22 protein-coding genes and 2 pseudogenes are annotated in these 25,140 nt (G+C 57.6%); 10 read left to right on the forward strand and 14 right to left on the reverse strand.

The genetic code is table 11. From position 1 onward, the window contains the following. Positions 1-7: 7 nt before the first annotated feature. From HD842_RS20020 to HD842_RS20045, 6 genes are all read right to left on the reverse strand, one after another. Entirely contained in the window at positions 8-1,408 is a 1,401-nt protein-coding gene (locus HD842_RS20020; protein ID WP_070245919.1) for a YVTN family beta-propeller repeat protein, read from the reverse strand. After that, entirely contained in the window at positions 1,395-1,835 is a 441-nt protein-coding gene (locus HD842_RS20025) for a DUF305 domain-containing protein (protein ID WP_082488630.1), read from the reverse strand. The genes HD842_RS20020 and HD842_RS20025 overlap by 14 nt, the downstream gene beginning before the upstream one ends. After that, positions 1,832-2,638, reverse strand: a complete 807-nt coding sequence (locus HD842_RS20030) for an anti-sigma factor family protein (RefSeq protein WP_056139889.1) — start codon at positions 2,636-2,638, stop codon at positions 1,832-1,834. Before HD842_RS20030 ends, HD842_RS20025 begins: the two co-directional genes overlap by 4 nt. After that, a complete protein-coding gene (locus tag HD842_RS20035) occupies positions 2,635-3,153 on the reverse strand; it encodes an RNA polymerase sigma factor (protein ID WP_056139892.1) in 519 nt (172 codons plus the stop codon). The genes HD842_RS20030 and HD842_RS20035 overlap by 4 nt, the downstream gene beginning before the upstream one ends. 11 nt (positions 3,154-3,164) lie before the next feature. Continuing rightward, complete coding sequence (locus HD842_RS20040) at positions 3,165-3,596, reverse strand: nuclear transport factor 2 family protein (protein ID WP_056139895.1); 432 nt, start codon at positions 3,594-3,596, stop codon at positions 3,165-3,167. Positions 3,597-3,684: 88 nt separating this feature from the next. Continuing rightward, positions 3,685-4,569 (reverse strand): LysR substrate-binding domain-containing protein, encoded by an 885-nt coding sequence (locus HD842_RS20045; RefSeq protein ID WP_056139900.1) that lies wholly within the window; start codon positions 4,567-4,569, stop codon positions 3,685-3,687. Between the two features lie 100 nt (positions 4,570-4,669). On the opposite strand from HD842_RS20045, the gene HD842_RS20050 reads away from it, so the two are divergent. From HD842_RS20050 to HD842_RS20060, 4 genes are all read left to right on the forward strand, one after another. Continuing rightward, positions 4,670-5,680, forward strand: a complete 1,011-nt coding sequence (locus tag HD842_RS20050; RefSeq protein WP_056139903.1) for a YeiH family protein — start codon at positions 4,670-4,672, stop codon at positions 5,678-5,680. A 47-nt stretch (positions 5,681-5,727) separates the two neighbouring features. After that, positions 5,728-5,985 carry a substrate-binding domain-containing protein gene (locus HD842_RS24395; protein WP_229255202.1) on the forward strand — a complete coding sequence of 86 codons (258 nt, stop codon included), beginning with the start codon at positions 5,728-5,730 and terminating at the stop codon, positions 5,983-5,985. After that, complete coding sequence (locus tag HD842_RS20055) at positions 5,985-6,500, forward strand: substrate-binding domain-containing protein (protein ID WP_307139974.1); 516 nt, start codon at positions 5,985-5,987, stop codon at positions 6,498-6,500. The genes HD842_RS24395 and HD842_RS20055 overlap by 1 nt, the downstream gene beginning before the upstream one ends. Before the next feature lie 516 nt (positions 6,501-7,016). Then, the gene (locus tag HD842_RS20060) at positions 7,017-7,250 is read left to right on the forward strand and encodes a hypothetical protein (RefSeq protein WP_183556623.1); all 234 of its coding nucleotides are present in this window, start codon (positions 7,017-7,019) and stop codon (positions 7,248-7,250) included. 122 nt (positions 7,251-7,372) lie between these two features. Here the strand turns inward: HD842_RS20060 and HD842_RS20065 are convergent, their stop codons facing one another. Then, a complete protein-coding gene (locus HD842_RS20065; protein WP_183556624.1) occupies positions 7,373-7,669 on the reverse strand; it encodes a hypothetical protein in 297 nt (98 codons plus the stop codon). 422 nt (positions 7,670-8,091) lie between these two features. Further along, entirely contained in the window at positions 8,092-8,337 is a 246-nt protein-coding gene (locus HD842_RS20070) for a helix-turn-helix domain-containing protein (RefSeq protein ID WP_183556626.1), read from the reverse strand. A 694-nt stretch (positions 8,338-9,031) separates the two neighbouring features. On the opposite strand from HD842_RS20070, the gene HD842_RS24190 reads away from it, so the two are divergent. Next, on the forward strand, positions 9,032-9,247 hold the full coding sequence (locus HD842_RS24190) for a hypothetical protein (RefSeq protein WP_229424862.1): 216 nt from the start codon (positions 9,032-9,034) through the stop codon (positions 9,245-9,247). A 516-nt stretch (positions 9,248-9,763) separates the two neighbouring features. Here HD842_RS24190 and HD842_RS20080 read toward each other — a convergent pair. The 5 genes and pseudogenes from HD842_RS20080 to HD842_RS20100 all read right to left on the reverse strand — a co-directional run. Beyond that, positions 9,764-10,318 (reverse strand): hypothetical protein, encoded by a 555-nt coding sequence (locus tag HD842_RS20080; RefSeq protein ID WP_183556628.1) that lies wholly within the window; start codon positions 10,316-10,318, stop codon positions 9,764-9,766. Positions 10,319-10,335: 17 nt separating this feature from the next. Further along, the gene (locus HD842_RS20085; protein ID WP_183556630.1) at positions 10,336-12,549 is read right to left on the reverse strand and encodes a site-specific integrase; all 2,214 of its coding nucleotides are present in this window, start codon (positions 12,547-12,549) and stop codon (positions 10,336-10,338) included. Then, positions 12,546-14,576: a hypothetical protein gene (locus HD842_RS20090; protein WP_183556632.1), complete on the reverse strand. Its 2,031-nt coding sequence runs from the start codon at positions 14,574-14,576 to the stop codon at positions 12,546-12,548. Before HD842_RS20090 ends, HD842_RS20085 begins: the two co-directional genes overlap by 4 nt. After that, entirely contained in the window at positions 14,573-15,643 is a 1,071-nt protein-coding gene (locus HD842_RS20095) for a site-specific integrase (protein WP_183556634.1), read from the reverse strand. The genes HD842_RS20090 and HD842_RS20095 overlap by 4 nt, the downstream gene beginning before the upstream one ends. Before the next feature lie 352 nt (positions 15,644-15,995). Then, a pseudogene (locus tag HD842_RS20100) lies at positions 15,996-16,937 on the reverse strand (YifB family Mg chelatase-like AAA ATPase); the annotation flags it as partial. 237 nt (positions 16,938-17,174) lie between these two features. Between HD842_RS20100 and HD842_RS20105 the strand changes: the two are divergent. Continuing rightward, positions 17,175-18,101, forward strand: coding sequence for an ABC transporter ATP-binding protein (locus HD842_RS20105; protein WP_183556638.1), 927 nt, complete (start codon positions 17,175-17,177; stop codon positions 18,099-18,101). A 9-nt stretch (positions 18,102-18,110) separates the two neighbouring features. After that, positions 18,111-21,692 (forward strand): ABC transporter permease/M1 family aminopeptidase, encoded by a 3,582-nt coding sequence (locus HD842_RS20110; protein WP_183556640.1) that lies wholly within the window; start codon positions 18,111-18,113, stop codon positions 21,690-21,692. Between the two features lie 269 nt (positions 21,693-21,961). On the opposite strand, the pseudogene HD842_RS20115 reads toward HD842_RS20110, so the two are convergent. After that, positions 21,962-22,195 (reverse strand): annotated as a pseudogene (locus HD842_RS20115) (accessory factor UbiK family protein); the annotation flags it as partial. A gap of 272 nt (positions 22,196-22,467) precedes the next feature. Here HD842_RS20115 and HD842_RS20120 point away from each other — a divergent pair. Genes HD842_RS20120 through HD842_RS20130 form a run of 3 tightly spaced genes read left to right on the forward strand, consistent with a single transcriptional unit; the run spans position 22,468 to position 24,975 of the window. After that, positions 22,468-23,202: a TorF family putative porin gene (locus HD842_RS20120; protein WP_183556642.1), complete on the forward strand. Its 735-nt coding sequence runs from the start codon at positions 22,468-22,470 to the stop codon at positions 23,200-23,202. Positions 23,203-23,221: 19 nt separating this feature from the next. Next, positions 23,222-23,560, forward strand: a complete 339-nt coding sequence (gene glnK / locus HD842_RS20125; RefSeq protein WP_137171558.1) for a P-II family nitrogen regulator — start codon at positions 23,222-23,224, stop codon at positions 23,558-23,560. Between the two features lie 14 nt (positions 23,561-23,574). Then, on the forward strand, positions 23,575-24,975 hold the full coding sequence (locus HD842_RS20130) for an ammonium transporter (protein WP_183556644.1): 1,401 nt from the start codon (positions 23,575-23,577) through the stop codon (positions 24,973-24,975). The last annotated feature ends 165 nt before the right edge of the window (positions 24,976-25,140 follow it).

Here is a 25,140-nt window from a genome sequence, read left to right on the forward strand (position 1 = left end):
CCAGACGTCACTCGCTGCTCGCCAGCGCTGCCTGCTCCGCTCCGGCTGGCGTGTCGCCCTCCATCACCAGGATCCGGCTGGCGCCAGCCGGCTGCTGCGCCAGGCCCGGCCGCACGTCGCGCATGGGCCCAATGGCAGTACCGTTCGCCATGCCTTTGCCGTCAGTCTTGAAGCGACCCACCGGCGCGCGCTGACCACCGGCGTAGACGTTGTAAACAGTCTCCGGTTTCAGTTTGTACAAGAACACTTCCAGTGCATCGGTCACGCCCAGGCTGCGCACGACCACGAATCCTTTGGCGTCGCCGCGGGACTTGAGAGCGATATTGCTCGACTCGCCGTTCACACGCGGCACCAGGTTGCTGGTACCAGCACCGGTGGGCACGGCATGGGACACGTAGACAAGCGCTTGCGGCGCCTGGCCGGCCGCCACATGCGCGACGACCTTGTTGCTTGCGGTGTCGATCACGTCGACACCATCGCCGTTTTCGAGACCAACGTACACTTTGCTGCCGTCGTCCGACGCCCATGCGCCATGCGGCAAGGCCCCGGTCGGTATCGTCGCCATCAGTTGTGGCTGATCACCGGTGGAATAGACCTTGACGACATTTTCTCCGCCCACTGTCACGTAGGCTCTTGCGCCGCCAGCGTTCTTCCCGAACGCCAGGTGGTTGGTAATAAAACCGGTGTCGATGACGCCTTTGACTGTCAGCGTCGCCACGTCGATGCGGGTGACCTTGCCAACGTCCTTGTGCGTCATCCAGACTTCCTTGAAATCAGGCGTGAACTGCAAGAACGGCGAGAACGGGCTAGTGACAGAAATATGCTTGATCACTTTGGATGTTTTCATGTCGATGACATCGACGACAGGATTAAAGCTCGATACCACGAACGCCAGTTTGCCATCGGGATGGAACATCACCATGCCCGGACCACCTGTTGTCTGGATCCGGCGTTTTTCCTTGAAGGTGACAGGATCGATGACCGAGACGTAATCTTCGCCGCGTACCACGACCCAGACTTCGCGACCGTCCGCGGTGAAAAATCCTTCGTGAGGCGACCGCCCGATATAGGTAACGCCCTTGACCTTATTGGTGGCCGTGTCGATGAAGGTCACCGAATTGGAGCCATTCGATATCGCAATCAAGGTTTTATGGTCCGGCGAAAAACCCAGTCCATGAACATTCACTTGCCCCTTGTACAAAGGAGACAGGATGTCGGGCCGCTGATTACCCAACCGGATTTGTCCCAGCAACTGATTGGTGGATGGATCGATCACCGAAACGGTGTTGCTGTTCTGGTCAGCTGTATAGACGCGGTCCTGTGTGCCTGGCGCAGCCTGCGCAGTACCCATGGCAGCGACCGCAAGCGTCATGGCGAAGGTGAGCTTATTCAATTCAGTGAGTTGCATGAGAGTCTTTCCTGGTGTCTGCGTTGGTGGAATCGGCTCTTGCGCCGTGGGCTGCCTGGTAGCGTTGCAACCAGGCGCGCATTACATTGATTTCGTTCTGTTGTTCGACGATGATGCCTTGTGCCAGGTTGCGCAGTTCGCGGTCGTTACTGTGCACCAGGATGGCCTTGGCCATATCGATCGCGCCTTGATGGTGAGGAATCATCATGCTCATGAAGTCATGCGCGGGGTCCCCGGTTGTCGGCGCGCGTCGCATGCCGTCATCCATGATCGCCATGGCATCATCCGCGAGAGACGCATAGGGCCTGTCGCTACTGGCGATAAACGAGGCAGGCGGCGCAGTCGCGCCATGGTGGCCAGCATGCTGCGCCGAGACTGTGGCGGTGCAGCACCAGAGCATGGCGCCCAAAAAAAGTGAAAATTTCAAACCGGTCCCTCCAGTTGTTCATAGACGGCGCTGGCAACCCGTGCCAGTTCGCCCTTGTCGACGGCTGCGGACAGCGCATAGCCGAACTTCCCGTCGATCCAGTAAAACACGTTGACGTCGCCCTCTTTGGCGAACCGAAAGCCGGTGTCCTTGTTGCGCGCCTGCTCCGTCGACACGTACAGCGTCAGGCGCTGGCCAGCGCCGTCGTGGTACATGAATTGCGCTACCGGCCCGCTGGCCCCGGGCAGCAGGCGCCCGCCGATCAGTTCATAGCCCAGCTTGCCCAAATGCGGCGGACGGATCTTGCTGCCCATGCGCTTCGACAGCCAGGTCACCAACTGGTCTTCCTGGTCGGCGCGAATTTCCACTGGCCGGCGCACATCCGGGCTGTACACGGCATGGGCTATTGCGGCCTGGTGTGCCAGGCCGGACCACGCTGCCTGCTGATACGCGGGCGCTTGCTGCTCCATACGCGCCAGGGACTGGCCAGTTGCCGCGCCGCGCAAGCCCCAGCCGGCGCCACCGCTCACCAACGCGATTGCCAGGCCCGCCGCCAGCGCCTGCCATTGCCAGTGCCGGTTGCGCTGCGGCGTGGTGGCCGCTGCCATGGGCGCCGGGACCGGTTCGCCCAGCACCGGATCGAACAGGCGATGCATGGCGTCGTTCTGGGCCGCGTAGGCGCGCACGCGCGCAGCTTCCTCGGGGCGCTCTGCCAGGTAGGCGGCGACCTCGGCAGCGCGTGCTGCCGGCAGCACGCCGTCGACGTACGCGTGCAGATCGGCTTCAGTCACGGGCAGGTTCATTTCACGACTTTCAACGAGTTCACGCGGGCGCCGCCGTCCATCAGGCTGCGCAGCTTTTCGCGGGCGCGCGCGAGCCGCGACATGACGGTCCCGACCGGGATGCCGAGCGTCGACGCCACTTCTTCATAACGCATGTCTTCCAGCCCGACCATCAGCAGGATCGCGCGCTGTTCTTCGCTCAGCAGGCGCAGCGCGGCATCCATCTCGCGCACCTGGATGCCGACCGTGCTGCGATCCGCCAGGGCCGGCATCGGCGTATCATCGTCGAGCGGCTCGGTGACCAGTGCGCCGCGCCGTATCTGATCGATACGCATATTGTGCATGATCGCAAACAGCCAGGCGCGCGCGTCCGTGCCGGGTTGTAGCGCGGCGCGCTGGGCCCAGCCGCGTTCGAGCGTGTCCTGCACCAGGTCATCGGCCGCGGCGCGCTCGCCCACGAGCGCGCGCGCGTAGCGCCGCAGCCGCGGGACACACGCCAGCAACTCCGCGCCGGGAAGAAGGGGCAGGACGCTCATGGAACCAGTGATTACATCGCGCTGGCGGCCAGCTTCGGATCGATCTGCCAGGTTTCATTGACCAGTTTGCCGTCGCGGTAGGTCAGCACGTAGCGCACCTTGATGGAGGCCTTGCCGTCGAATTGCACTGCCGCCGTGACGGTCGCACCCTTCGGATTGACCGACTCGGACGCGCCCATAACGGTGACGCGCAGCGGGCCCATCGCGCCGAACTTGCTCCATACGGCGCCGATGGCGGCTGCACCGTCGTAGCTGCCGTCAAGCGGTCCACCAACCCAGGTCAGCCGCGCATTGTCGGCGTAATCATGCACGATGGCGGCGTGTTCACCGGCGCCAATGGCGGCGAAGTGGGCTTGCGCCATATCCAGCGCAGGCCCGGCAACAGCCGTGGTGGCGATGCCGATGGTGCTGGCCAACAGGAACATCAGGTGGGTGGTTTTCATGGGTGCGGTCCAGTACAGGTCAGGTTGAAAAACGGGCTTGCTACAGGTGCAAACGTCATTGCCCTGTTTTTATTCCATGTATTTGTATTTATTTTTTTGTGTTCATCAATTCTTCAAATGCCAGCGCCGCACGGCTGCGATGGCGTTCAGGATGACGCAGCATCGAGAACCCACGCGCCGGCAGGACCAGCGCCGCGCGCGCCAGCAGGCCCGCCTGAACATGCGATGCCACGACCAGTTCGGAAATCGCGGTGGCAAAGGGACCGGCCATCACCGCGCTGCGCACCGCCTCGTTGGACGGCAGGCTGAGAGCAACCTGCATTGCGGCGACCGGCACGCCCATGTCCGACAGCGCTTTCTCAAACGCCGAACGCGTGCCGGAACCGGTTTCGCGCAAAATCCATTGCGCCTGCACCAGGTCGGCAGCCGCCAGCGGCACCCCGGCGGACCATGGATGATCGGGTGCTACCACGACAACGAGCTGATCCTCCCCCACAGCTTCGATGGCCAGGGAGGGTTCGTCGATATCGCCTTCGATGAAACCGAGATCGGCGCCACCCAGCAGGATGGCCTGCGCCACGCTGTCGGTATTGCCCACTTCCAGGGTGAGGTCGATGGCCGGGTAGGTTTGACTGAATTGCACGAGCAAGCGCGGTAGCCAGTAACTCGCGATGGTCTGGCTGGCGTGGATTGCCAGCGTGCCGCGCCGCATCTGGCCCAGCTCCGACAACGTGTTTTCCGCTGCACGCGCGCTGGCCAGCGTGCGTTGCGCTTCTATCAAGAAAATCAAACCGGCGTCGGAGAGTTCGATGCGCCGTCCTATCCGATGGAACAGTGCCGTGCCATAGCGCTCTTCCAGGGCCTTGATCGATGAGCTGACGGCAGACGGGGATAGAAACAGCGCGGAAGCCGCCTGAGTAAGGTGCTGGCGTTGTGCGACTTCAACAAAAATGCGTAGCTGGTCCAATGTCATCGTTCGATCCAATCTAATGATTTGTCATTAATTATACGATGGACCGAACGAAATCGCCGTTCAATAATGCATGCACTAAATATCTGAACGAGAGTCGACCATGACATCCCACTATCAAAAATGCGCTCCATTTGTACCCGGCCTGTTACTGTGCGGCGCCGTCACGCTGGCCGCGTATGGGCTGGAAGCTGTAGAAGCCCATCTGTTCGGACGCGCGTGGCTTGAAAGCCTGGTCCTGGCGATCTTGCTCGGAACCGGACTGCGCACCGTGCACCGTCTCGATCAGCGGTTCGAGCCAGGCATCCATATGGGCGCCAAGCTGCTGCTTGAAATTGCCGTGGTGCTGCTGGGCGCATCCGTCAGCGCCGGCGCGCTGCTCGAAAACGGCATGGGACTGGTCGGCGGCATTGCCGGGGTAGTCGTGCTGGCAATTCTGTTCAGTTATTTCCTGGGCCGCAGCGCCGGTCTGCCGAAAAAGATGGCGATCCTGATTGCTTGCGGCAATTCAATTTGCGGCAACTCGGCGATTGCGGCGGTGGCCCCAGTGATCGACGCAGATGGCAAGGACGTGGCCGCCTCCATCGCCTTTACGGCGGTGCTGGGTGTGGTGGTGGTGCTCGGGTTGCCGTTGCTAGTCGGGCTGTTGTCATTCACGCCGGTTCAATACGGCGTGTTTGCCGGGCTGACCGTGTATGCCGTGCCACAGGTACTGGCGGCAACGAGTTCGGTGTCCGCAGCCAGCGTGCACATTGGCACCCTGGTCAAGCTGGTGCGCGTGTTGATGCTGGGCCCGGTCGTGCTGGTGTTGTCCTTGACAGGGCGCGGACGGGGAGGCGCCCGCCTGAACGTCGCGCACCTGGTGCCGTGGTTTATCGTCGGCTTCCTTGCATTGCTGGGCTTGCGCTCGCTGGGCTGGATTCCGCAGGCAGCGCTGGCGCCAGCGCACGTTGCCGCCAATTTCTTCACCATTATGTCGATGGCCGCGCTCGGCCTCGGCGTCGATGCCCGCGCTGTCCTGCGTGCCGGCGGCAAGGTTGCCGGGGTTGTCATTTTTTCGCTGCTCGGCCTTGGTGTCATCAGTTTCGCCCTGATCAAATTTCTGGGTGTTTAAGGACGTAGCAGTACGCCATCCATTTTCCAAAAACGAAAGAAAACGCCATGACATCACATCACTATTTGACCGCGGCGCGCTGCAGCCTTGTTGTTGCAGTCTCGCTCACCGCTGGTATCGCGTGTGCCCAGCAGCCGTTGCTGGTGTACGGCCCGGGTGGACCGGCTCCTGCGATGAAAGAGGCGGCGGCGGCATTCGAGCACGCGAACGGCATCAAAGTCACCGTCACGGCTGGCCCCACGCCGAGCTGGTCGACCACGCAAAACAGGATGCGGACATCATCTACAGCGGTTCGGAAACGATGATGACGGACTTTACGTTAGCGATGGGCGGCAAGATACAGGAGGCAAGCATTACCCCGCTATATATGCGTCCCCTGGCGATCCTGGTGCGTCCCGGCAATCCCAAGCACCTGCGCGGCGTGGCCGACCTGATGCAGCCCGGCGTGCGCCTGTTGGTGGTCAACGGTGCCGGCCAGAACGGCGTCTGGGAAGACATGGCTGGCCGCAAAGGCAGCATGGAGTCGGTGCGCAAGGTACGCGCAAATATTGCCAGTTACGCACCCAACAGCGCGAGCGCGCGCGGTACCTGGACCGCGCGCACCGACATCGACGCGTGGCTTATCTGGAATATCTGGCAGGTGTCGAACCCGCGCCTGGCCGACGTCGTGCCAATCGAACCTGATTATGCGATTTACCGCGATACCGGCGTGGCGTTGACTGAGCATGGCGCTGCCAACCCGCAAGCGAAGCAGTTCATCGCATTCCTGCAATCGCCGCAAGGCAGCGCGATCTTTGCCAGGTGGGGCTGGCAGAAATAATGAGCGCCGGATTGTGGGCCTGCGGCGGGTTTCAGTATATTCAGGTACCGCGTGCAGCGCGTCGCACGGCGGCGGTAACGATTCCTAGACAAAATGGACAATAACGCACCATCGCGCGGGGCGGTCGTGACCCAATCGCTTGCCCTGGCAGCGCCCGGTGCACTTGGAACCCTTTCTGGAGCTGCAGCCGCAGGGACTGCCACCGCATGGCGGGTCGTCTTCCAGGGGAGCGACGCCAACCCCATGAAACGGAATCTGACGCTCAACAATACTTGTAATGCGCAGGATGACCTAGGCGCCGACAACGTGAGGATCGAGGTCGTTGCGTTTGGCCACGGCATCGCGATGCTGATGGCCGACAGCGCTGTCGCCGAACGGCTAGCTTGTCGAGATGCTTGGCCAAGGTCGCCGGCGATAGCTCGCCCCTGCGGCGTTTGACTGGCTGGTCCCCTTGGCATTGAAAAAAAGTGTTGTCGGCAAGCCGCGCGCCCCTGATTAGCGCGCCATGGCGCCAATATGGTCGATCAGAACATTTTGCAGGACCATGCTTTTTTGGGAAAGACAGCATTTGAATGCCGGGGCAAAACCACCCTGATTAGCAAAGATGAAGACGACATCGCCACGCCCTGCCTGCGCTTTGGCCAAGACCGTCGTCTCTCGACGGCCGACGGGCACCAACTGGCCCACAGGTTCGCTACTACGGGCTTGCCGGACAGCGACAGTCCGCTTTTGGCCGAACCCGGCCGTTGAGCTCAGCATATCAGGTCGCCAAGCCCAAAAAATCGTGGACTGTCACGAAGGACCGCACCCGACCCAAAGCGGACATAGTCCGGATAGGCTGCAATTACAGTAGTGCCTCACTTCGTGCTCACCTAGCTGTAGACCCAATCAGGATAGGCGTCGTTTTCGGCATAGTAAAAAATCAAATTTCTACGCTCTTGAAGATTCGGTTGGCGTGTTCCAAACACCTCCAGTACCTCTATTGCAACGTAGACCTCAAGGAAATATTCAAATTCTTCACCCGCCACCTCTGCTGGGACCCTGAAGTCGTCAGTTAGGGGCCCGACGGTGGCTAAAGTATTTGTGCTCCATGGCTTGCGCGCGAAAATGCAGTGGTCCTCGTCAAGCATTTCTAACGAGTCCACGATTTCAACAAGTGTTGTGTTCACAAGCATAGGTATGCAAAGGAAATGAATTGTTCTAAGTCCGCTTTTGGCCGAACCTGAACGTTCAGGGCAGCATAAGAGGTTGTCAGGTCGAAAATCTAGCGGCGGCGGCCGTAGGCCGAGTACGCATGCCTTTGGCGCGGTCGGTGCGGATGCCATCGTCTGCATTAGTGGGACAGTGGGGGGCTGATCGCGGCCTTCACAGGGTCGACGCGGCTGCTGGCGACGCCATGCGAACATTTAGCGCTCTCGCACAGGGCCGTTTAAGGGCGTTCCCATTCTCTCGAACGACAAGTTGCGACTCGTTGACTCATCGATCCAATCGATCGTCAAAGTTCGGCTCACATATCGTCATGGTCATGCTCTAACTTTGATGATATGTGAGCCGAACTTTGACGATATGTAGTATAGCGGCTTGATAGGACCTAAAGTCCAGCTGTCTTCATGATTTCTGATGGTTGGCAACCGATGCCGCGCGAAATGCGAACAAGGTTAAGCATAGATAGATTGCGCTCGCCGCGTTCAACCCTGCCCATGTGACTCCGATCAATAGATGAGAGGTACGAAAGCTCTTCTTGAGAGAGCCCTTGTTCTTTTCTCAATGATCGAATAGCGGCGCCGATTGCCGCTAACACATGAGAATCGTCTAGTCGAACCGGATCGATATCCATTGTGCAATGGTCCGGTTTTCGGGCACAATAGGCCACGGCATTTGCGGCCCAATTTACATTTTTGCAACTAACTATACCGTTTAGATGACTACACCCCAATCAGTTGCAAAGAAGAAAGCTGTGCTTATACGCATTACGCCGCAGTTGTACGAAGATCTTCTGAACCTATCAGCTGCAGCTACGTTACTTCAGCGAAAAAGTATTAGCGTTCCAGGCTTAGTCGTTGAAATACTTGAAGATGCCCTGAGGAAACGCTCTTCCCGGTAAGCATATATTCACGTTCTTAAGCTGGAGTCTCAGAACCTAGCTGCGCCTTCCGCACTGTTGATGTTAATCCGCGTTGTGCTTGTTATTTTTCACGCGCGGTGATTCAAGATTTTGATCCTTGCGCTGTCGACTAGCAGGAGCATCCCGTTGTCGTTGGTCATCCCTCAATTGCCACGTCAAGATGCTCTTAGCGACGGCTCACTGTGTTTGCCTGTCTGGGGCGGCGACCCTTCGCAGGCTTCTCGCTATACCATCGCCAGACCTATCGCCCAGTTTAAAAAGTGCTTAATCTTCAGACAAAATTGGATCGCCGGAGCGCCACCTTATCTCGAAGGGGAGCTACGAGGCATTCAGGCAGGCATTCGAGCATTCAAACGGCAGCGCATGGGAGGCCGAGCGCGACGCGGTCGGATTTCTGCGAGACGGCGTGATCGCCGGCCTCTCGGCCGCCTTAGGCATGTCGGTCGAGTCGGCCGGCAAATGGTTCGACAACGCGGCTGAGACCTACAAGATTAACATGGAGGGATTCGCCGGGATCGTGCGCGACTATCTGGACTCGAAGGGGCCCGGCCACCGCGTCGTGTTTCTCGCCGACGAAGTAGGCCAGTTCATCGGCAAGACCGCTCAACTAATGCAGAACTAGCAAACTATCACCGAGGGCCTTAGCACCGTATGCAAGGGCCGGGCGTGGGTAATCGTCACAGGCCAAGAGGATATCGATTCCACGCTTGGGAAGGCCAACGCCGCGCGCTCCAACGACTTCTCGAAAATCACGGGGCGATTCCACACGCGCATGTCTTTGGTTCGAGGCGTAAATTCATTCTGCTTTTTCGATATGTTGAAGCGGACATATGATGCTAGCCCTGCCGGAAAGTCTAAAGTGAAGTTGTACAAAACGATGTGGAACCGTGACTGGGAGGTAGACAAATTGAGATACGAAGAGTTCCACTCACTCGTTGCGTTGGTACATTTTTCGGGTCCGTCTACACCTGCTAGGGAGACGTATAACGCTTTCGTGCCATATATTACGGTCCAACAAACTGGAGAACATGGAGACGCAATTAGAACAGGCAGACCATTTCTGATCACCCTGAAGTGGACTAGCCATGCGCCGGCGCTGTGCATCAACGCTAACGAAAATTAGCTAGGTCCAAGCAGATCAATTAGCGTCAGCACGTGAAGATCTGTAAATCGATACAACATTATTATCTTTGAGAAGACGTTCGAGGCTCGTGTTTTCTAGTTTGAGCCTCTGAAGTTCAGCTCGGACCAGCTCTAATTCAGATTCTCTCGCCTGCAATTCAAGTTCCGTATCGCGGTGAGACTGAGCAAGCCCTTCATATAGTGTCTTCCAATCAGCGATTCGCTCCGAGAGTGTTCGCCGTATTTTAACCCGACCTACTATTTGTAGGCACTTCAGGTCGCGTACCCATTCTTTTACTTGTTGACCCAGCTCCTTTTGGCAAGGGCTGAACAAGGTCGTCACATGAATGCCGGCGCGCCTGGCTACCTCAGCCGATGAAACGGAACCCTTGTTGTGTGGATAGATACCTCCGTTCGCTTTCATTTCTTCGGTGACGTTTGTCATTGCCTCCTCGACCTTACGCCGGACTTCAATTGTCCTAAGTAATCCTTGCTGTTTCGCTTTTTCCCGAATCTGGGCGCGTCGCGCCTCAGTTGAATGCAAGGCTAATGTTCGTGCATCGATTGTCATCAAATGTTCGGTAATAGTTAAGTTAGCTCTAAAGCGAGAATTTTTTGAATTATGGGATCGTTCTGCCACTTAATTTTTAGTTCCGGTAGCCTCCCAATGTGCGCGCGTATCTGTCCTGCCCACATCGCCTGCATTAGTTCGTCTCGTTCAGTATTGGCATTATTATATTCATTGACACATACGGCAATAGAATTATCAATGTCTTCCCGCAAGAAGGCTTCTTCAAGCCTATGGCTGCAATCAGGCTGACATTTAGAGGGCTCTGGTCTACCTTTGCTTTTGTTGCAAGGCCCAGCTTCCGTGCCGGGAAGTTTTGTGCAAATCACCCCCTGCCGAACGACCTCCCAAGCTTTCCCTTGCAGTGTGAGTATTTCCGCTAAGTCACGAACGGAATCTGAACCCCATTGATTGCCCGCCAAGTGCGATTGCTCCCTCTGTCGATCGATAGTACTACGTAGCATGAGGGCTGCGGGGCCGCCATAATTTCCAACCGGTGCGCTGTCCTTCCCCATATCTTCGGCATCAACAATTGCATTAATGGCCGTCTCAGCTCGCATTACGCGAAGTTCCCTGCTAACAGTTTCAATATCTGCTTGGAGATCTTTATCACAGAGTATGTAATAAAGAGTCATCTCGATGGATTTGTGCCCGAATACATCCATGAGAATTTTCGGTGCATGGGTAAGAGCTAGGGCGGCCAGGCGTGCTATGGTTTTTCGAAAGCGATGAGGGCGAAGCCACTGGTCATTAGGTTTAGGGTCCATGCCAATCGCGATCGCATAGGAACGTAGAGGAACAGCTAAGTCTTGAGCAGGTAGTTTGTGATTGCTATTCGACCCAGCGCCGACCTGAACCCATAGATGATCCAAAAAATCATCCTGTTTGTCTGCCTCTATCATGATTTTCCTGGCTCCAATGTGCTGAATGGATTCAATCAGCGGGACAAGCCTACATTGCTGTTCTATTGCCTGAATTGCTAAGTCTGGTAGTGTCCAGTCACGAGCCAAACCGTCATGTCGATCAACGAGTTTGAAAGTTCGACCGTTTAGGTAAGGATATCCGTTCCGGGCGTATTCGATGCAGTCGCGACGCAAGGTCAGGATCTCTGAACTTCGCGCGCCAGTGGCAAGAAGAACGACGAACAGATGAGCACACTGTAAGTTAGCTAGGAGTCCAAGAATAGATATAAGATTTTTTGGAGGCCATCTCATGTCCGCGAGAGTACTTCTCTTTCTGCCTAATTGAGAAAGCCGAATTTCAAATGGAGTCGAATCAAAAGGATGACCATCGACGTCTGTCCATATCCAAGAGCTAAGAACTTTGTCGACCGCATTGCGTCTCCGGTTTTGTGCCTTCTGAGGCGATAGTGCACAGTTTTCTATTTCGACAAGGTCCGTACTTATTTTTTCAGCTACTTGAAGGAGTGTCGGTCCTAGAGTTTCGATGATCCAAAGGCTTTTACGGCCCATTTCTGACACGTAGTCGTCGGGCAATGGTAGATGGGGGCTTTTTACTCGATAGGCAGGGTAGGGAAGAGGATTCCCTGATACATCAGTAACTTTCGCATCGTCGGGACCAATATTCGGAAGATCCGTCCAATAGCCTCGATCGACTAATAGTTGCATTCGTCGCGATTCTCGCATAACGTGCTCCTGAACAGGCACGCTTTGTTTTTTTATATCCGTCACTTCAACGATTTTTAGGAAACCCCCTTCGTCCGGCGCGCTTCCTTCGCGTTCGTTCAACCATTTGCAAAGAGCGATTGCAAATAGCGATGGTGTACCAAAATAAGCTTGTCCAGCTACGTATCGAGGATTGATTGGACTAGGCGTAGATCGGCCCATGCTGGCGGGTGCGACGCGAAGGACGACTAAGTATTTGGTCAAAAGTTTAACAGCGATCTTTAGCAACCGCTGCCCCTGCACTGTTATTGTCCTTTCGCGTGCAGACTGCTCGGGCATGAGATCCAGTAGCCGAGACTTCAGGTCGATGTTCAGATGGTTTCTTCTGACGCCGAGGTGCCATTTGCGAGGAGTAAGCCATGTTCCGAAGACTGTGCCGTGTTGCAGTATGGATTGAGCACAAACTAAAGAGCTTTCATCGAGAAATTGAATCTGTTCCGCGGCGACGAGTTGCAATGCTTGGAGTCGGGTGGTTTCGAACTCTGTTTCGACTCGAATTGGGGCTGCTGCGTTGTCAAAAATTCCAGTTGAGGTGTTGCGACTGTTCATACGTTTACTTTCTGCAGGCCATCGATATCAATTACTAAGTGGGATCCTTCGGCTATGCGTTGCTCCCAGTAGAGAGTGAATTGGTCACGCTCGGCAGCCTCAAATCCATTTAAGATTATGTTTATATTTTCCATTTCTTGGCCGAATGATGATTCTAGGAATGCTAACGTAGACATCTGCGATTTGATCGTTCTTAGCTCTGCTAGTCGCTTACAAATTCCGGACAGGCTGTCCGGGAATATTACTGCATGTTCGGAACACAGCATGCACCTCTGGACATGACACATCGATTTTCCATTGACCTGGAAATTTGGGGCTATAGATTTCGGTGGATGTGTTGGGTCTTTGCAGCCTACGCCGATCCGGCTTCGGCGTAGCGTGCGATACTCTTCGAGTCGGCTAAGCTCTCTCTGCGTCGTGATTCCATATCGCGAGTTACTGGCGATGATCGTTGGGTCTAACCGGCCATGTAGCTTTATCTCGTCCCAGAGTGAATTGCTGAAATTTCTATAAAGGTTTTCGGACTGCGCGTTAATTAACGTGTTGTTCAGGTAGGCCTGTGTCGATTTTAGACTCCTATGTCCTAGTGCCTTCATCACGTAAAGAATCATCCCGCCGCTAATGCGAAATGCATAGGCAGCAAACGCATCGCGAAGGTCACTTGGTTTCAATGGCGATAGTTTTTTTTCCAGCGGTTGGTCTTCATTTATTCGGCTAATTACGATTGAAAGAAAAGATGATGGTCCCGTAGTTGCGTGATTTCGCTCATCTCGTGCTAACCAGACAATCTCGTCCGTTTTTGCGGTAACATAAATCCAAATTGCAGAAGCGCCTTCTCTGAGTCTTTCAATTAACTTCCTTTGACTGTTGAGTTCAGCCTCCGAACTGTTTGCAGCAATCATTTCCGTGTATTGTTGACTCTCTTGGTATAACTGGAGTTTCAATCGCGCGCGCAGTGGTTCTGTACGTTGAACTAACGTTTGCAGAATGACCCCGACAGAACCTTTTGATTTGTATAAGCCTTCGCTAACTTGTTCAGTTCCCGCCCGAGTCTTGAAGCCACGCAAGAGATAGCGGGATGGATCCTTCGGGTGCGACTCTATAAACGTTCGATTAGTACTCAGACTAAGAAAAACGGCAGCGTTCCATCCAGTGTTTGCTAGACATAAAAAGAAAGCGTAGCGTATTGTTTCAGAATCAGGATATGTGCCACGCAGCATATCGGACACGCTGTAGCCTTGCTTTAAATAGCGCGTGCCTGAGAAATCGCTAAAAAGCTCGCGAGCTGTAGGGCGCGGGTTGCCGGAACGGATAACAACATCTCGAAATCGAAGATAGTTGCGTTTCAAACGTTCCTCTTCTTGATTAACTGTGTGACGCCCTGAAAGTAGTTCGTCTGCAGTTTGCCAACGGAAAAGCGCTTCAAACCAACGGTGTTTTAAATAAATTCTTAGCTTTCGAATTTGCCACTCGGGAGGAAGATGCCGAATGGGCTCTCGGCGTTCCATTGGTTTCCAATGAAGTGGCCGAAGCCCTTTATGTTTTCGAGCGATGTTAAATAAGACTAAGCTGCATCCGAATAGTCCACGATTCATATTTTCATCATGAGCTCTTTGTCGATGTATCTCTGTAATATGCTCTACGCTGTGTACGGGTTTGATGTTGGTGCCTTGCGGTTGATCACGGCATTCGACTGCGTCAAAAAGTCTCCACCAGCTTCTAAGTGAACTTAAATATCGGGCGCATGTTGCTGGAGTGTAGTACTCCATAAGAGCTTTCATGACTGGGGCAAGTTCTTCAATCAACAAAGGCCTGCCGGAAAAGCCGCCAAGACGCGTGCCTACTACGTTCGCTACAGAGTTATCCCCGACTGCGAAAACCGTGAGATCGACCAGTGTTGGATTTTCGTGGACTGTCCAAAAACAAAGAGGAGATTCAGTTTGATGAAATTTCTTAGGATCTGAGGCTTCGGCCAGTGCAGGGGCTATTTCTCTTAGATGGTCTTTATTATGCTTACGGATGCTCAAATCAATTCCTCTTCAGTCAGATCTTGTTCGTACTTAATTGATAGGGCAACGCCAAGCATATCAGCTACCCATTGAAGATAAATCATGCTTGTACTGTCATGTGCATGACCAAGTTGAGGCTGAATTTGAAGTCGAATGATGCTCATCGCTGTAGATTCCAAAAGTGCGGCGCTGGCAGCATTTCCTAGTGAGCGCAGCAGCTCGTGCCGCTTGATTTCTCTCCAAAGCACTGAGCAGGCCCACCAGTCACGGCCCAAATGAGGCGACCAGCCTTTAAAAGGAAGGTCGACTGTTGTCCACGCATCATAAAGATTTTTTGCTGAGAGTTTGTTTCCTATTTTCTCGTCTAAAAAAAGGTGGACTGATTCAGAAATTCGCCGACGTTTCTCAGCGACGCTTGAGGCGGCAGATATTAATTTCTTTAATGAGCGATTGCGTAGGCTCATCCGATACTCATGCAGGCGCTCAGCCAAATCTAAGGGCATCCATATTTCTCGTTGAGGGCCGATTTTGTCTCCATTATCCCTGCCATAAGTAGTTCCTTTTGTCCCGTACTTAATGGACACCCGAACGGACTGTTCCTTTGGAGGGGCATCTGAATTATTGCGGTGCCATTCCTTAGGATTTTCCGAAATAAAATCTATTCGAAGAGATGCGACTTCATTTCTTCGCATTGCGGTAAGTAGGATTGTTTCGCACATCAATCCTTTTGTCTCGCCATTTCGTTCGTAAACGGCGGACAGCCAGCTTCCAATTTCGTTATCGGTAGGGAGTCTAAGGTAGCGTTTGTTTTTTCGAACTTTGCCTTCTCGAACTGCAACTTTCTCTCCGCGATGAGCAATGGCGTTTGTAGCACTACCTTTCCGGATATTCAGGATCCGAACCGGCTGCTCAAACGGCTCTCGGTGGCCTTTATATGCTAGCCAAGTGAGGAAGTCACAAGCAATTTGAACCCGGACGTTTACCGTGCTCGCCGCGAGGCCACGGGCATCTCGTGACCAAATACCGTTTATCATCTCACTTTGATAACGTCCGTAGATGTGAGCCGTGTATTCGCAGGTAGTCAAGTCGATGTTCCTTATTTCTGCCCACTCAAGGAAATTTGACAACCAATATGCATAGTTGAGTAGAGATTGTTCACTTGGAGGTGGGCCAGGATTTCGACCATGGGAAACTGGATCCCAGGCATTCACCGCTCGATCGATCAGGTATCGGCTACCAAGTCGGTGGTACCCGGGTCTAGAGTCGAAAATGCAGGGAGCTGTAGCGACTTTGCCGAAGCCGGCTTCTGTCGTGATTTGCTGATTGCTTCTGTAAACAGTAAAACCCATCTTGTTCCCTTAAGTAGAGACCTGCTGGCATGATTGCGAAGTTGCTTAATTGCAACATTAATCTAATAATGTGTACCCTGTCTATAACCAGAAACAATACCCCATGATGGGCGAGCGAGACTTCGCCGGGCCGCGGCACGCTGCCACCGCCCACCAGGGCCACGCCGGACGTCGTGTGATGCGGGCTGCGAAATGGCCGCTGGCGCCAGCGTTGCGGCGAGAAGCCGCCGGCGAGCGATTGTACGGCAGCCGATTCGAGCGCTTCGGCGTCACTCATCAACGGCAGCAAGCCTGGCAGGCGCGCCGCCAGCATGCTCTTGCCCGCACCGGGCGGGCCAACCAGCAAGCACGAATGCGCGCCGGCCGCCGCCACCTCGAGCGCGCGCTTGGCATGCTGCTGACCTTTGACCTCGGCGAAATCGGGGTAGCACACAGCATGCGCAAGGGCCGGCCCCACATGCCGCACCAGCTTGGGCGCATCGGGCGCGTTGGCGAAGTGCGCACAGACCTCGAGCAGCGTGCGCGCTGGCAGGATCTGGGCTGCTTCGACCAGCGCCGCTTCGTCGGCATTGGCCAGCGGCAGGATGAAGGCCCGGCCCTGCAGGTCGGTCTGTAAAGCAGATTGTGCAGCACCCGCGCGCACCATCGCGAACGCCATCGCCAATGCCCCGCGAATCGGCCGCAGCTCGCCCGATAGCGACAATTCGCCGGCAAACTCGTAACGGTCCAGCGCATCGCCGCGGATCTGGTGCGATGCGGCCAGGATGCCCAGCGCAATCGGCAGATCGAATCGGCCGGATTCCTTGGGCAGATCGGCCGGCGCGAGATTGATCGTGATGCGGCGCGGCGGGATATCAAAGCCCGAATTCTGCAGCGCCGCGCGCACGCGATCCTTCGCTTCGCGCACTTCGGTGTCGGGCAAGCCGACGATCGTCCAGCCGGGCAGGCCGTTGGCCAGATGGACTTCGACATTGACGGGCGGCGCGGCCATGCCGGCCAGCGCGCGGCTTTTCAGGACGGCGAGACTCATCGGATTCCTTCTGCAGAACGCCAGGGTGCCCCATCCTAAAGCGCGGATCGCACCACCGTTTGAGAGCGGACAGGCGTGCGCGCGCTTGCCCTTTCATGACCGATGCATATACCGACCATCTCGTCGTTCATGCCGCAATTCATACCGTCTGTCACAAAATACTGACATTGCTTTTTATTAACGTTACATTGATCGTGAACAGCACCACAACCGCAACCGTCCCCGGAGAATCAGTCCATGCTATCGATCAAGCAGCTCAACAAGACCTATGCCAATGGCGTCAAGGCGATCAACAACGTCAGTCTCGAGATCCCGAACGGGATGTTCGGCCTGCTGGGCCCCAACGGCGCCGGCAAGTCGTCGCTGATGCGCACCATCGCCACGCTGCAGGACCCCGACAGCGGCAGCATCGATTTCAATGGCCTGGATGTGTTAAAGGACAAGGAAGGCCTGCGCCGCCAGCTCGGCTACCTGCCGCAGGACTTCGGCGTCTACCCGAAAGTGAGCGCCGAAAAACTGCTGAACCACTTTGCCGTCCTCAAGGGCCTGACGGCCAAGGGCGAGCGCAAGGAGATGGTCGAGGCGCTGCTGCACCAGACCAATCTGTGGGAAGCGCGCTCGCGTGGCCTGGGCACATTTTCGGGCGGCATGCGCCAGCGCTTCGGCATCGCGCAGGCGCTGCTTGGCGCGCCGCGCCTGGTGATCGTCGACGAGCCGACCGCGGGCCTGGACCCCGATGAACGCAACCGCTTCCTGAACCTGCTGGCCAAGATCGGCGAACAGGTGGTCGTGATCCTGTCGACCCACATCGTCGAAGACGTCACCGATCTGTGCCCGCGCATGGCGATGATCGCGAAGGGCACCGTGCTGCTGCAGGGCGAGCCACAAGCTGCGATCGACACACTCAAGAGCCGCGTGTGGCGCCGCACCGTCAGCCAGGATGCGCTGGCCGACTACCAGCGTGATTTCAACGTGCTCTCCACGCGCCTGGTAGCGGGGCGGCCGCAGATCAATGTGTTCGCCGAATCGCAGCCGGACGACGGCTTCGTCAGCGTCGAGCCGGACCTGGAAGACGTCTACTTCCTCCAGATCCGCAACGCCAACCGCGCGGCCGTTTCGACGACCGATGCGGCGCTGGCGTCCACCGCACCGGTCGTGGCGTAAGGAGCCGGCATGCTACGGGAATTCTTCAAGTTCGAGCTGGGCATCCAGCTGCGCCAGCCGCTGTTGTGGGTGTGCGCATTGATTTTCGGCGCGCTGGCCTTTGGCGCGACCACCACCGATGCGATCCAGATCGGCGGCAGCATTGGCAACGTGAACCGCAATGCGCCGGTCGTCGTCGCGCAGCTGCTCGGTGTTTTCAGCCTGATGTCGATGTTCGTCGTCACCATCTTCATCGCCGGCTCGGTGCTGCGCGATGGCGACGTCGGCATCTCCGACATGCTGTTTGCCACGCCGATGAAAAAGCACGACTACCTCGTCGGCCGCTTCCTGGCGGGTCTGCTGGCCTGCATGGTGATCTTCGCGGTGATCGTGGCGGGCATGATGCTCGGTCCCCTGATGCCGTGGATCGACGCCGAGCGCGTGGGGCCGTTCCCCGGCGCGGCCTACCTGTGGGCGCTGTGCGTGCTGGTGGTGCCGAACCTGCTGTTCATCGGCGCCTTGCTGATGCTGCTGGCTTCAACCACACGCTCGATCATGATGGTGTATGTCGGCGTGATGGCGTTCTTCGTGCTGTGGATCCTGGCCGGCAAATTCACCAGCAATATCGACAATGAGTGGTTCGCCGTGCTGGCCGACCCGTTCGGCCTGCGCGCCCTTGGCCGCGCCACGCGTTACTTCTCCACCGCCGAATCGAATGCCGGCCTGCCGGCCATCGGCGGCTATATGCTGGCCAACCGGCTGTTGTGGAGCGTGGTCGGCCTGGCGCTGCTTGGCCTCACGCTGGTGCTGTTCAAGCCGCAGCGCGCCGGCACCGGAAAGCGCCTGTTCGGCAAGGCCAAAGCGGCAGCGCCGGTAGCGGGCACGCCGGCCCACGTCGCGCTGCCACGCATCGCGCCGCGCTTCACACGCGGCACGCGCTGGACCCAGTGCTGGCATATCTTCGTCTTCGATGCCGTAGCCGTCTTCAAGAGCGTGCCGTTCCTGGTCATGCTGCTGTTCGGCGTACTCAATATGGTGGGCAGCTCGAGTCAGCTGCACCAGATGTTCGGCACCGACGTCTACCCACGCACCTACCTGATGATCGAGCTGCTCAAGGGCAGCTACAACTTCCTGCTGCTCATCATCGTGATCTTCTACGCCGGTGAACTGATTTTCAAGGAGCGCCAGGCCGGCATCGCCGACGTGAGCGACGCGATGCCGATGCCGAACTGGGCGCCGCTGGTGGCGAAGAGCCTGGCCCTCGTTGGCGTGGTGCTGGCCTTCCTGTTTGCCGGGATCCTGACCGCGATCGCCATCCAGCTGTACAAGGGCGGGGCGCCGATCGAACCGATGGTGTATCTGCAGGGCGTGTTCATGGCCGGCACGCCGTACATCCTGATGGCGCTGATCGCCGTGGCGCTGCAGGTCGTCACGAACAACAAGTTTCTGGGCTACCTGTTCATGATCGTGCTGATCGTGTCGCAGATCGTCCTGTCGGTCCTGCACTTCGATCACAACCTGTACAACATCGCTCTGCTGCCCGAGACGCCGTACTCGGACATGAACGGCTTCGGCCATTTTGTTACGGGCTGGTCGTGGTTTGCGCTGTACTGGACCCTGTTTGCCGTGGCAGGCCTGATCGTGGCCCAGGCATTCTGGGTGCGTGGCCTGTCGGTCGAGTGGCGCACGCGCACGCGTGAAGCCACGCGGCGCCTGAAAAGCGCATCGGGTGTCGCGCTGGCCGCCTGCACGATCGCGTTCGCGCTGGTGGGCGGCTGGATCTTCCACAATACCGTCACGCTGGGCCGCTACGAAGCGCAGAACGTCGCGATGGACAAGCAGGCCAGGTACGAAAAGACCTACCGCAAGTACAAGGACCTGCCCCACGTGAAGATCGTCGACGTGCTCGCTGCGGTGGACATCTACCCGGCCGAGCGGCGCGTGATGGTCAAGGGCCGCTACGTCTTCGAGAACAAGACCAGCCAGCCGCTGGACACGCTGCGCCTGCAGGTCAATCCGGATGTCGTGACCACGTTCGCCGGCCTGCCCGCACACACGGTGGTCCTGGACGACCAGGTAGCGGGCTTCCGGATACTCAAGCTCGCGCAGCCGACGGCGCCGGGCGCCCGCCTGGCACTGGACTTCACGGTGGACGTGCGCCGGCCCGGATTTTCCAACGCGGGCAGGGGCGACACGCTCAACCTGAACGGCACGTTCTTCAACAACCGCGAGTTCTTCCCGCTGGTCGGCTACCAGAGCGAGTTCGAACTACTGGACCGCAACGAGCGCCGCAAGCGCGGCCTGGGCGAGCCGGAGCGCATGGCCAAGCTTGAAAACCAGGCGGCCCGCGCCAACACGATGTTCGGGGACGACGCCGACTGGATCAGCTTCGATACCACCGTCTCCACCAGCGGCGACCAGATCGCGCTGGCGCCGGGCTACCTGCAAAAGGCGTGGAAGGAAAACGGCCGCAACTTCTATCGCTACAAGATGGACCAGAAGATGATGCCGTTCTTCGCCTATTTATCAGCCAACTGGCAGGTGAAGAAGGGCGACTGGCACGGCATTCCGATCGAGATCTATCACGATCCGAAACACGCCTACAACGTGGACCGGATGATCGCGGGTACGCAAAAGTCGCTCGACTACTTCACGACCCAGTTCACGCCCTACCAGCACAAGCAGGTGCGTATCCTGGAATTTCCGAACTACCAGCGCTTTGCGCAATCGTTCGCCAACACGATCCCGTTCTCGGAAGCGATCGGCTTCATCGCCGACCTGCGCAACAAGGAAGATATCGACTACGTCTTCTACGTGACGGCGCACGAGATGGCGCACCAGTGGTGGGGCCACCAGGTCACGGCCGCGAATGTGCAGGGCGCGAGCATGCTGATCGAATCGCTGGCGCAGTACTCGGCGCTGATGGTGATGGAGAAGGAATACGGCCCTCACAAGATGCGCCGTTTCCTGCGCTATGAGCTGGACCGCTACCTCAGTTCGCGCGGCGCCGAAAAGATCGAGGAGCTGCCGCTGGTGCGCGTGGAGAACCAGGACTACATCCACTACCGCAAGGGCAGCCTGGTCTTCTACCGCCTGCGCGACGAGATCGGCGAAGCGGCGCTCAACCGCGCCCTCAAGCGCTTCCTGCAGGACAAGGGCTATCAAGAGGCGCCGTTTGCGACCTCCGCCGAACTGGTGGACTACATCCGCGCCGAAGCCCCGGTCGGCAAGCACGCGCTGATCGCCGACCTGTTCGAACGCATCGTCTTCTACGATAACCGCGTGACCGAAGCAAAGGCCGTCAAACGCCCGGACGGACAGTGGGACGTGACGATGAAACTGCATCTGGCGAAGATGCAGGCCGACGGCAAGGGGCAGGAAACCCCACGCACCTATGACGAGGCCGTGGAGATCGGCGTGTTCGCACGCGCGAAGGATGCCAAGGAATCGGACGAGCGGGTGCTGTTATTGGAGAAGCGTGTACTGCGAGGCGAGAATCCGACTGTGACGGTGACCGTGAAGGAACAGCCGTTCGACGTGGGTGTCGATCCGTACAACAAGCTGATCGACCGCGTGGCGCGTGACAACCGCAAGGAAGTCAGCGTCGATTGAAGTCCGGGTAGTAGGGTGGGCGGGTTTCCCGCCCACGCGTTCAACCAGACGCTGGTAACTGCGCTGGTAACTGCTTAATGCTTGTCGAGCGTTGGCGGCACGACGATCGTCGGATCTTCGGGTGCAGCCGGGAACGGCGCAGTAGCCGACGGCGCCGCGCCTGGCATCGGAATCGCCGAGCTGCCCGAGGTCGGAAACGCGGCCGATGCCGATGCCGCTGTCGCCGAGGTTGCCGATGAGGTTGCCGACGGCGCCGTGGTGCTGCCTGCACCCAGCTTGGCTTCGAGCTCGCTCACGCGCAGTTCGAGCGCCTCGAGCTTGCTGCGGGTCTTGGCCAGCACCTGGGCCTGGATATCGAATTCCTCGCGCGTGACCAGATCGAGCTTGGAAAAGCCCGATGTCATGGCCGCCTTCACATTGCGTTCAATATCCTTGGCCGGACCGCTCTCGAGCGCCTGGTTGATCTTGCCCTGCAAGTCGCTGAAGAAGTTGCTATTACTCATATCCATTTCCCTTTCTGCCGAGGCCGCACGCTCCATGTTGGTGCAATGTGACCTGATGTAGTGCGCCGAACGGCCGTCTGGGTGCCGTGTGCGGTCCGTTGTGTTGTAGCAAAACCGATGTGGGGCGTGTTTACCAAAAAAACAAGGACCTTTTTCCCGTTTATGAGCTGGCTATGAGCTGGCACGCATCCTGCTAAATAAAGCATAGATAAAGAACATCACAAGGATCCACAAGCAGTCATTTTTCATGTTGTTCATCAAGGGGGTTTGTCATGAAGTGCAAAGCAAAATTCAGCGCAGTTGTCCTGGCAGTGTCGGCACTTGCCAGCGCTCCGGGCATGGCACAGGAACAACCCGCCGAACACCAGGTGAGCTACAACGCGAGCATCACCAGCGACTACCGTTACCGCGGCCTGTCGCAAACAGCCCTCGACCCCGCCCTGCAGGGCGGCGTCGACTACGTACACGGCCCATCCGGCTTCTACGTGGGCACCTGGCTTTCCACCATCAAATGGACGAAAGACCTGGGCGGCGACGGCAATATCGAATGGGACGTCTATGGCGGCAAGCGCGGTCAATTGAGCGACGCGATCAGCTATGACATCGGCGGCCTGTATTACTACTACCCGGACAATGGCCTGAACCCGAGCGCGAACACGTTCGAGCTGTACGGCAAACTCGGTTACGGCCCGGCCTACATCAAGTACTCGCACTCGACGACCAATCTGTTCGGCACCGCAGACAGCAAGCGCAGCGGCTACCTGGACGTGGGCGCCGACATCGACGTCAGCAACGGCTTCATCCTGAACCTGCACGTCGGGCGCCAGAAACTGAAGAATAACAGCGCGTTTTCGTACACCGACTACAAGGTCGGCGTCACCAAGGACTTCGGCGTCGCCACCGTGGCGCTGGCGTGGCACAAGGCGAATACCGACGCCTACCTGAGCCCGGAAGGCAAGAATCTCGGCAAGTCCGCCGCCGTGCTGTCCGTCTCAAAAACTTTTTGATTGCAAAAGAGGCAATACCATGAAAATGATCACCGCCATCATCAAGCCCTTCAAGCTCGACGAGGTGCGAGAGGCACTGTCGGAAATCAACGTGCAAGGCATGACCGTGACCGAAGTAAAAGGTTTCGGTCGCCAGAAAGGCCACACCGAGCTGTACCGTGGCGCCGAGTACGTCGTCGACTTCCTGCCCAAGATCAAGATCGAAGCCGCGGTCGATGATGCCATCGTCGACCAGGTCATCGATGCGATCCAGGGCGCTGCCCGCACCGGCAAGATCGGTGACGGCAAGATCTTCGTGGCCGACCTGAACCAGGTCATCCGTATCCGTACCGGCGAGACCGGCAACGACGCACTGTAAGAGGGAATGTTTTCATGAAGCGTATAACTACAACGATACTGACCGCCTTGCTGGGCCTGGGCGTTGCCCTGCCGGCCATGGCGGCGCCGTCCATCAACAAGGGGGATACGGCCTGGATGTTCGTCGCCACGCTGCTGGTGATCCTGATGACCATTCCCGGTCTGGCGCTGTTCTACGGTGGCCTCGTGCGCGCCAAGAACATGCTGTCGGTGCTGATGCAGGTGATGATGGTGTTTGCCCTCGTCATCGTGCTGTGGTGCCTGTACGGCTACTCGCTTGCCTTCACGCAGGGCAATGCGTTCATCGGCGGCTTCGACCGCGCCTTCCTGCAAGGCATCTGGGATCCGGTCGCCGGCAAGTTTGCGATGGCCGCGACCTTCAGCAAAGAGACGATGATCCCTGAATTCATCTTCGTCGCCTTCCAGGGCACCTTCGCAGCGATTACCTGCGCGCTGATCGTCGGCGCCTTTGCCGAACGCGCCAAGTTTGCGGCCGTGCTGGTCTTCGTCGTGCTGTGGTTCACCTTCGGCTACCTGCCAGTCGCGCACATGGTCTGGTTCTGGGCCGGTCCTGACGCCATCACCGACGCTGCCTCGCTGCAAACCGTTACCGCAGCTGCCGGCTACCTGTGGCAGCAGGGCGCGCTCGACTTCGCGGGCGGCACCGTGGTGCACATCAACTCGGCCGTGGCCGGCCTGGTGGGCGCTTATGTGATCGGCAAGCGGATCGGCTACGGCCGTGAATCGATGGCGCCACACTCGCTGCCGATGACGATGGTCGGCGCATCGCTGCTGTGGGTCGGCTGGTTCGGCTTCAATGCCGGCTCGGCGCTCGAAGCAGGCGACGTGGCGGCACTGGCGTTCCTGAACACGCTGCTGGCCACCGCCGGCGCGACCCTCACCTGGGTACTGGGCGAGTGGATCTTCAAGCACAAGCCATCGATGCTGGGCGCCGCATCGGGCGCCGTGTCGGGCCTGGTGGCCATCACCCCGGGCGCCGGCTTCGTCGGTCCGATGGGCGCACTGGTCATCGGCCTGCTGGCTGGTATCGTCTGCCTGTGGGGCGTGACGGGCCTGAAGCGCCTGCTGCGCGCTGACGATTCGCTGGACGTGTTCGGCGTGCACGGCGTGGGCGGTATTCTCGGCGCGATGCTGACCGGCGTGTTTGCGTCGCCAGCACTGGGCGGGCAGGGCGTGTGGGATTACACGACCAATGCGATGAACACGAGCTACTCGATCGTCGGCCAGCTGTGGATCCAGGCCCATGCGATCGGCGTGACCGTCATCTGGTCGGCCGTCGTCGCCTTCATCGCCTTCAAGCTGGTGGATATCGTGATCGGTCTGCGTGTGCCGGAAGAAGAGGAACGCGAAGGCCTGGACATCACGAGCCACGGCGAATCGGCCTACCGTTACTGATCCAGCCACACCCCGCACGTCGTTCCCGCCTCCGCGGGAACGACGTTTTTTTACGCTCGTGACAATGCGATTCCCCGCGCTTTCCACCAGCCCTTTAAAATACCCGGACCAACCCCATATGCGATTCCCAAGTTAAATTAACAACAAGAAGCGCACAACAAGGAC

This window comes from Massilia aurea, assembly GCF_014200505.1.
In the GTDB taxonomy this organism is placed as follows: Bacteria; Pseudomonadota; Gammaproteobacteria; order Burkholderiales; family Burkholderiaceae_D; genus Telluria; species Telluria aurea_B.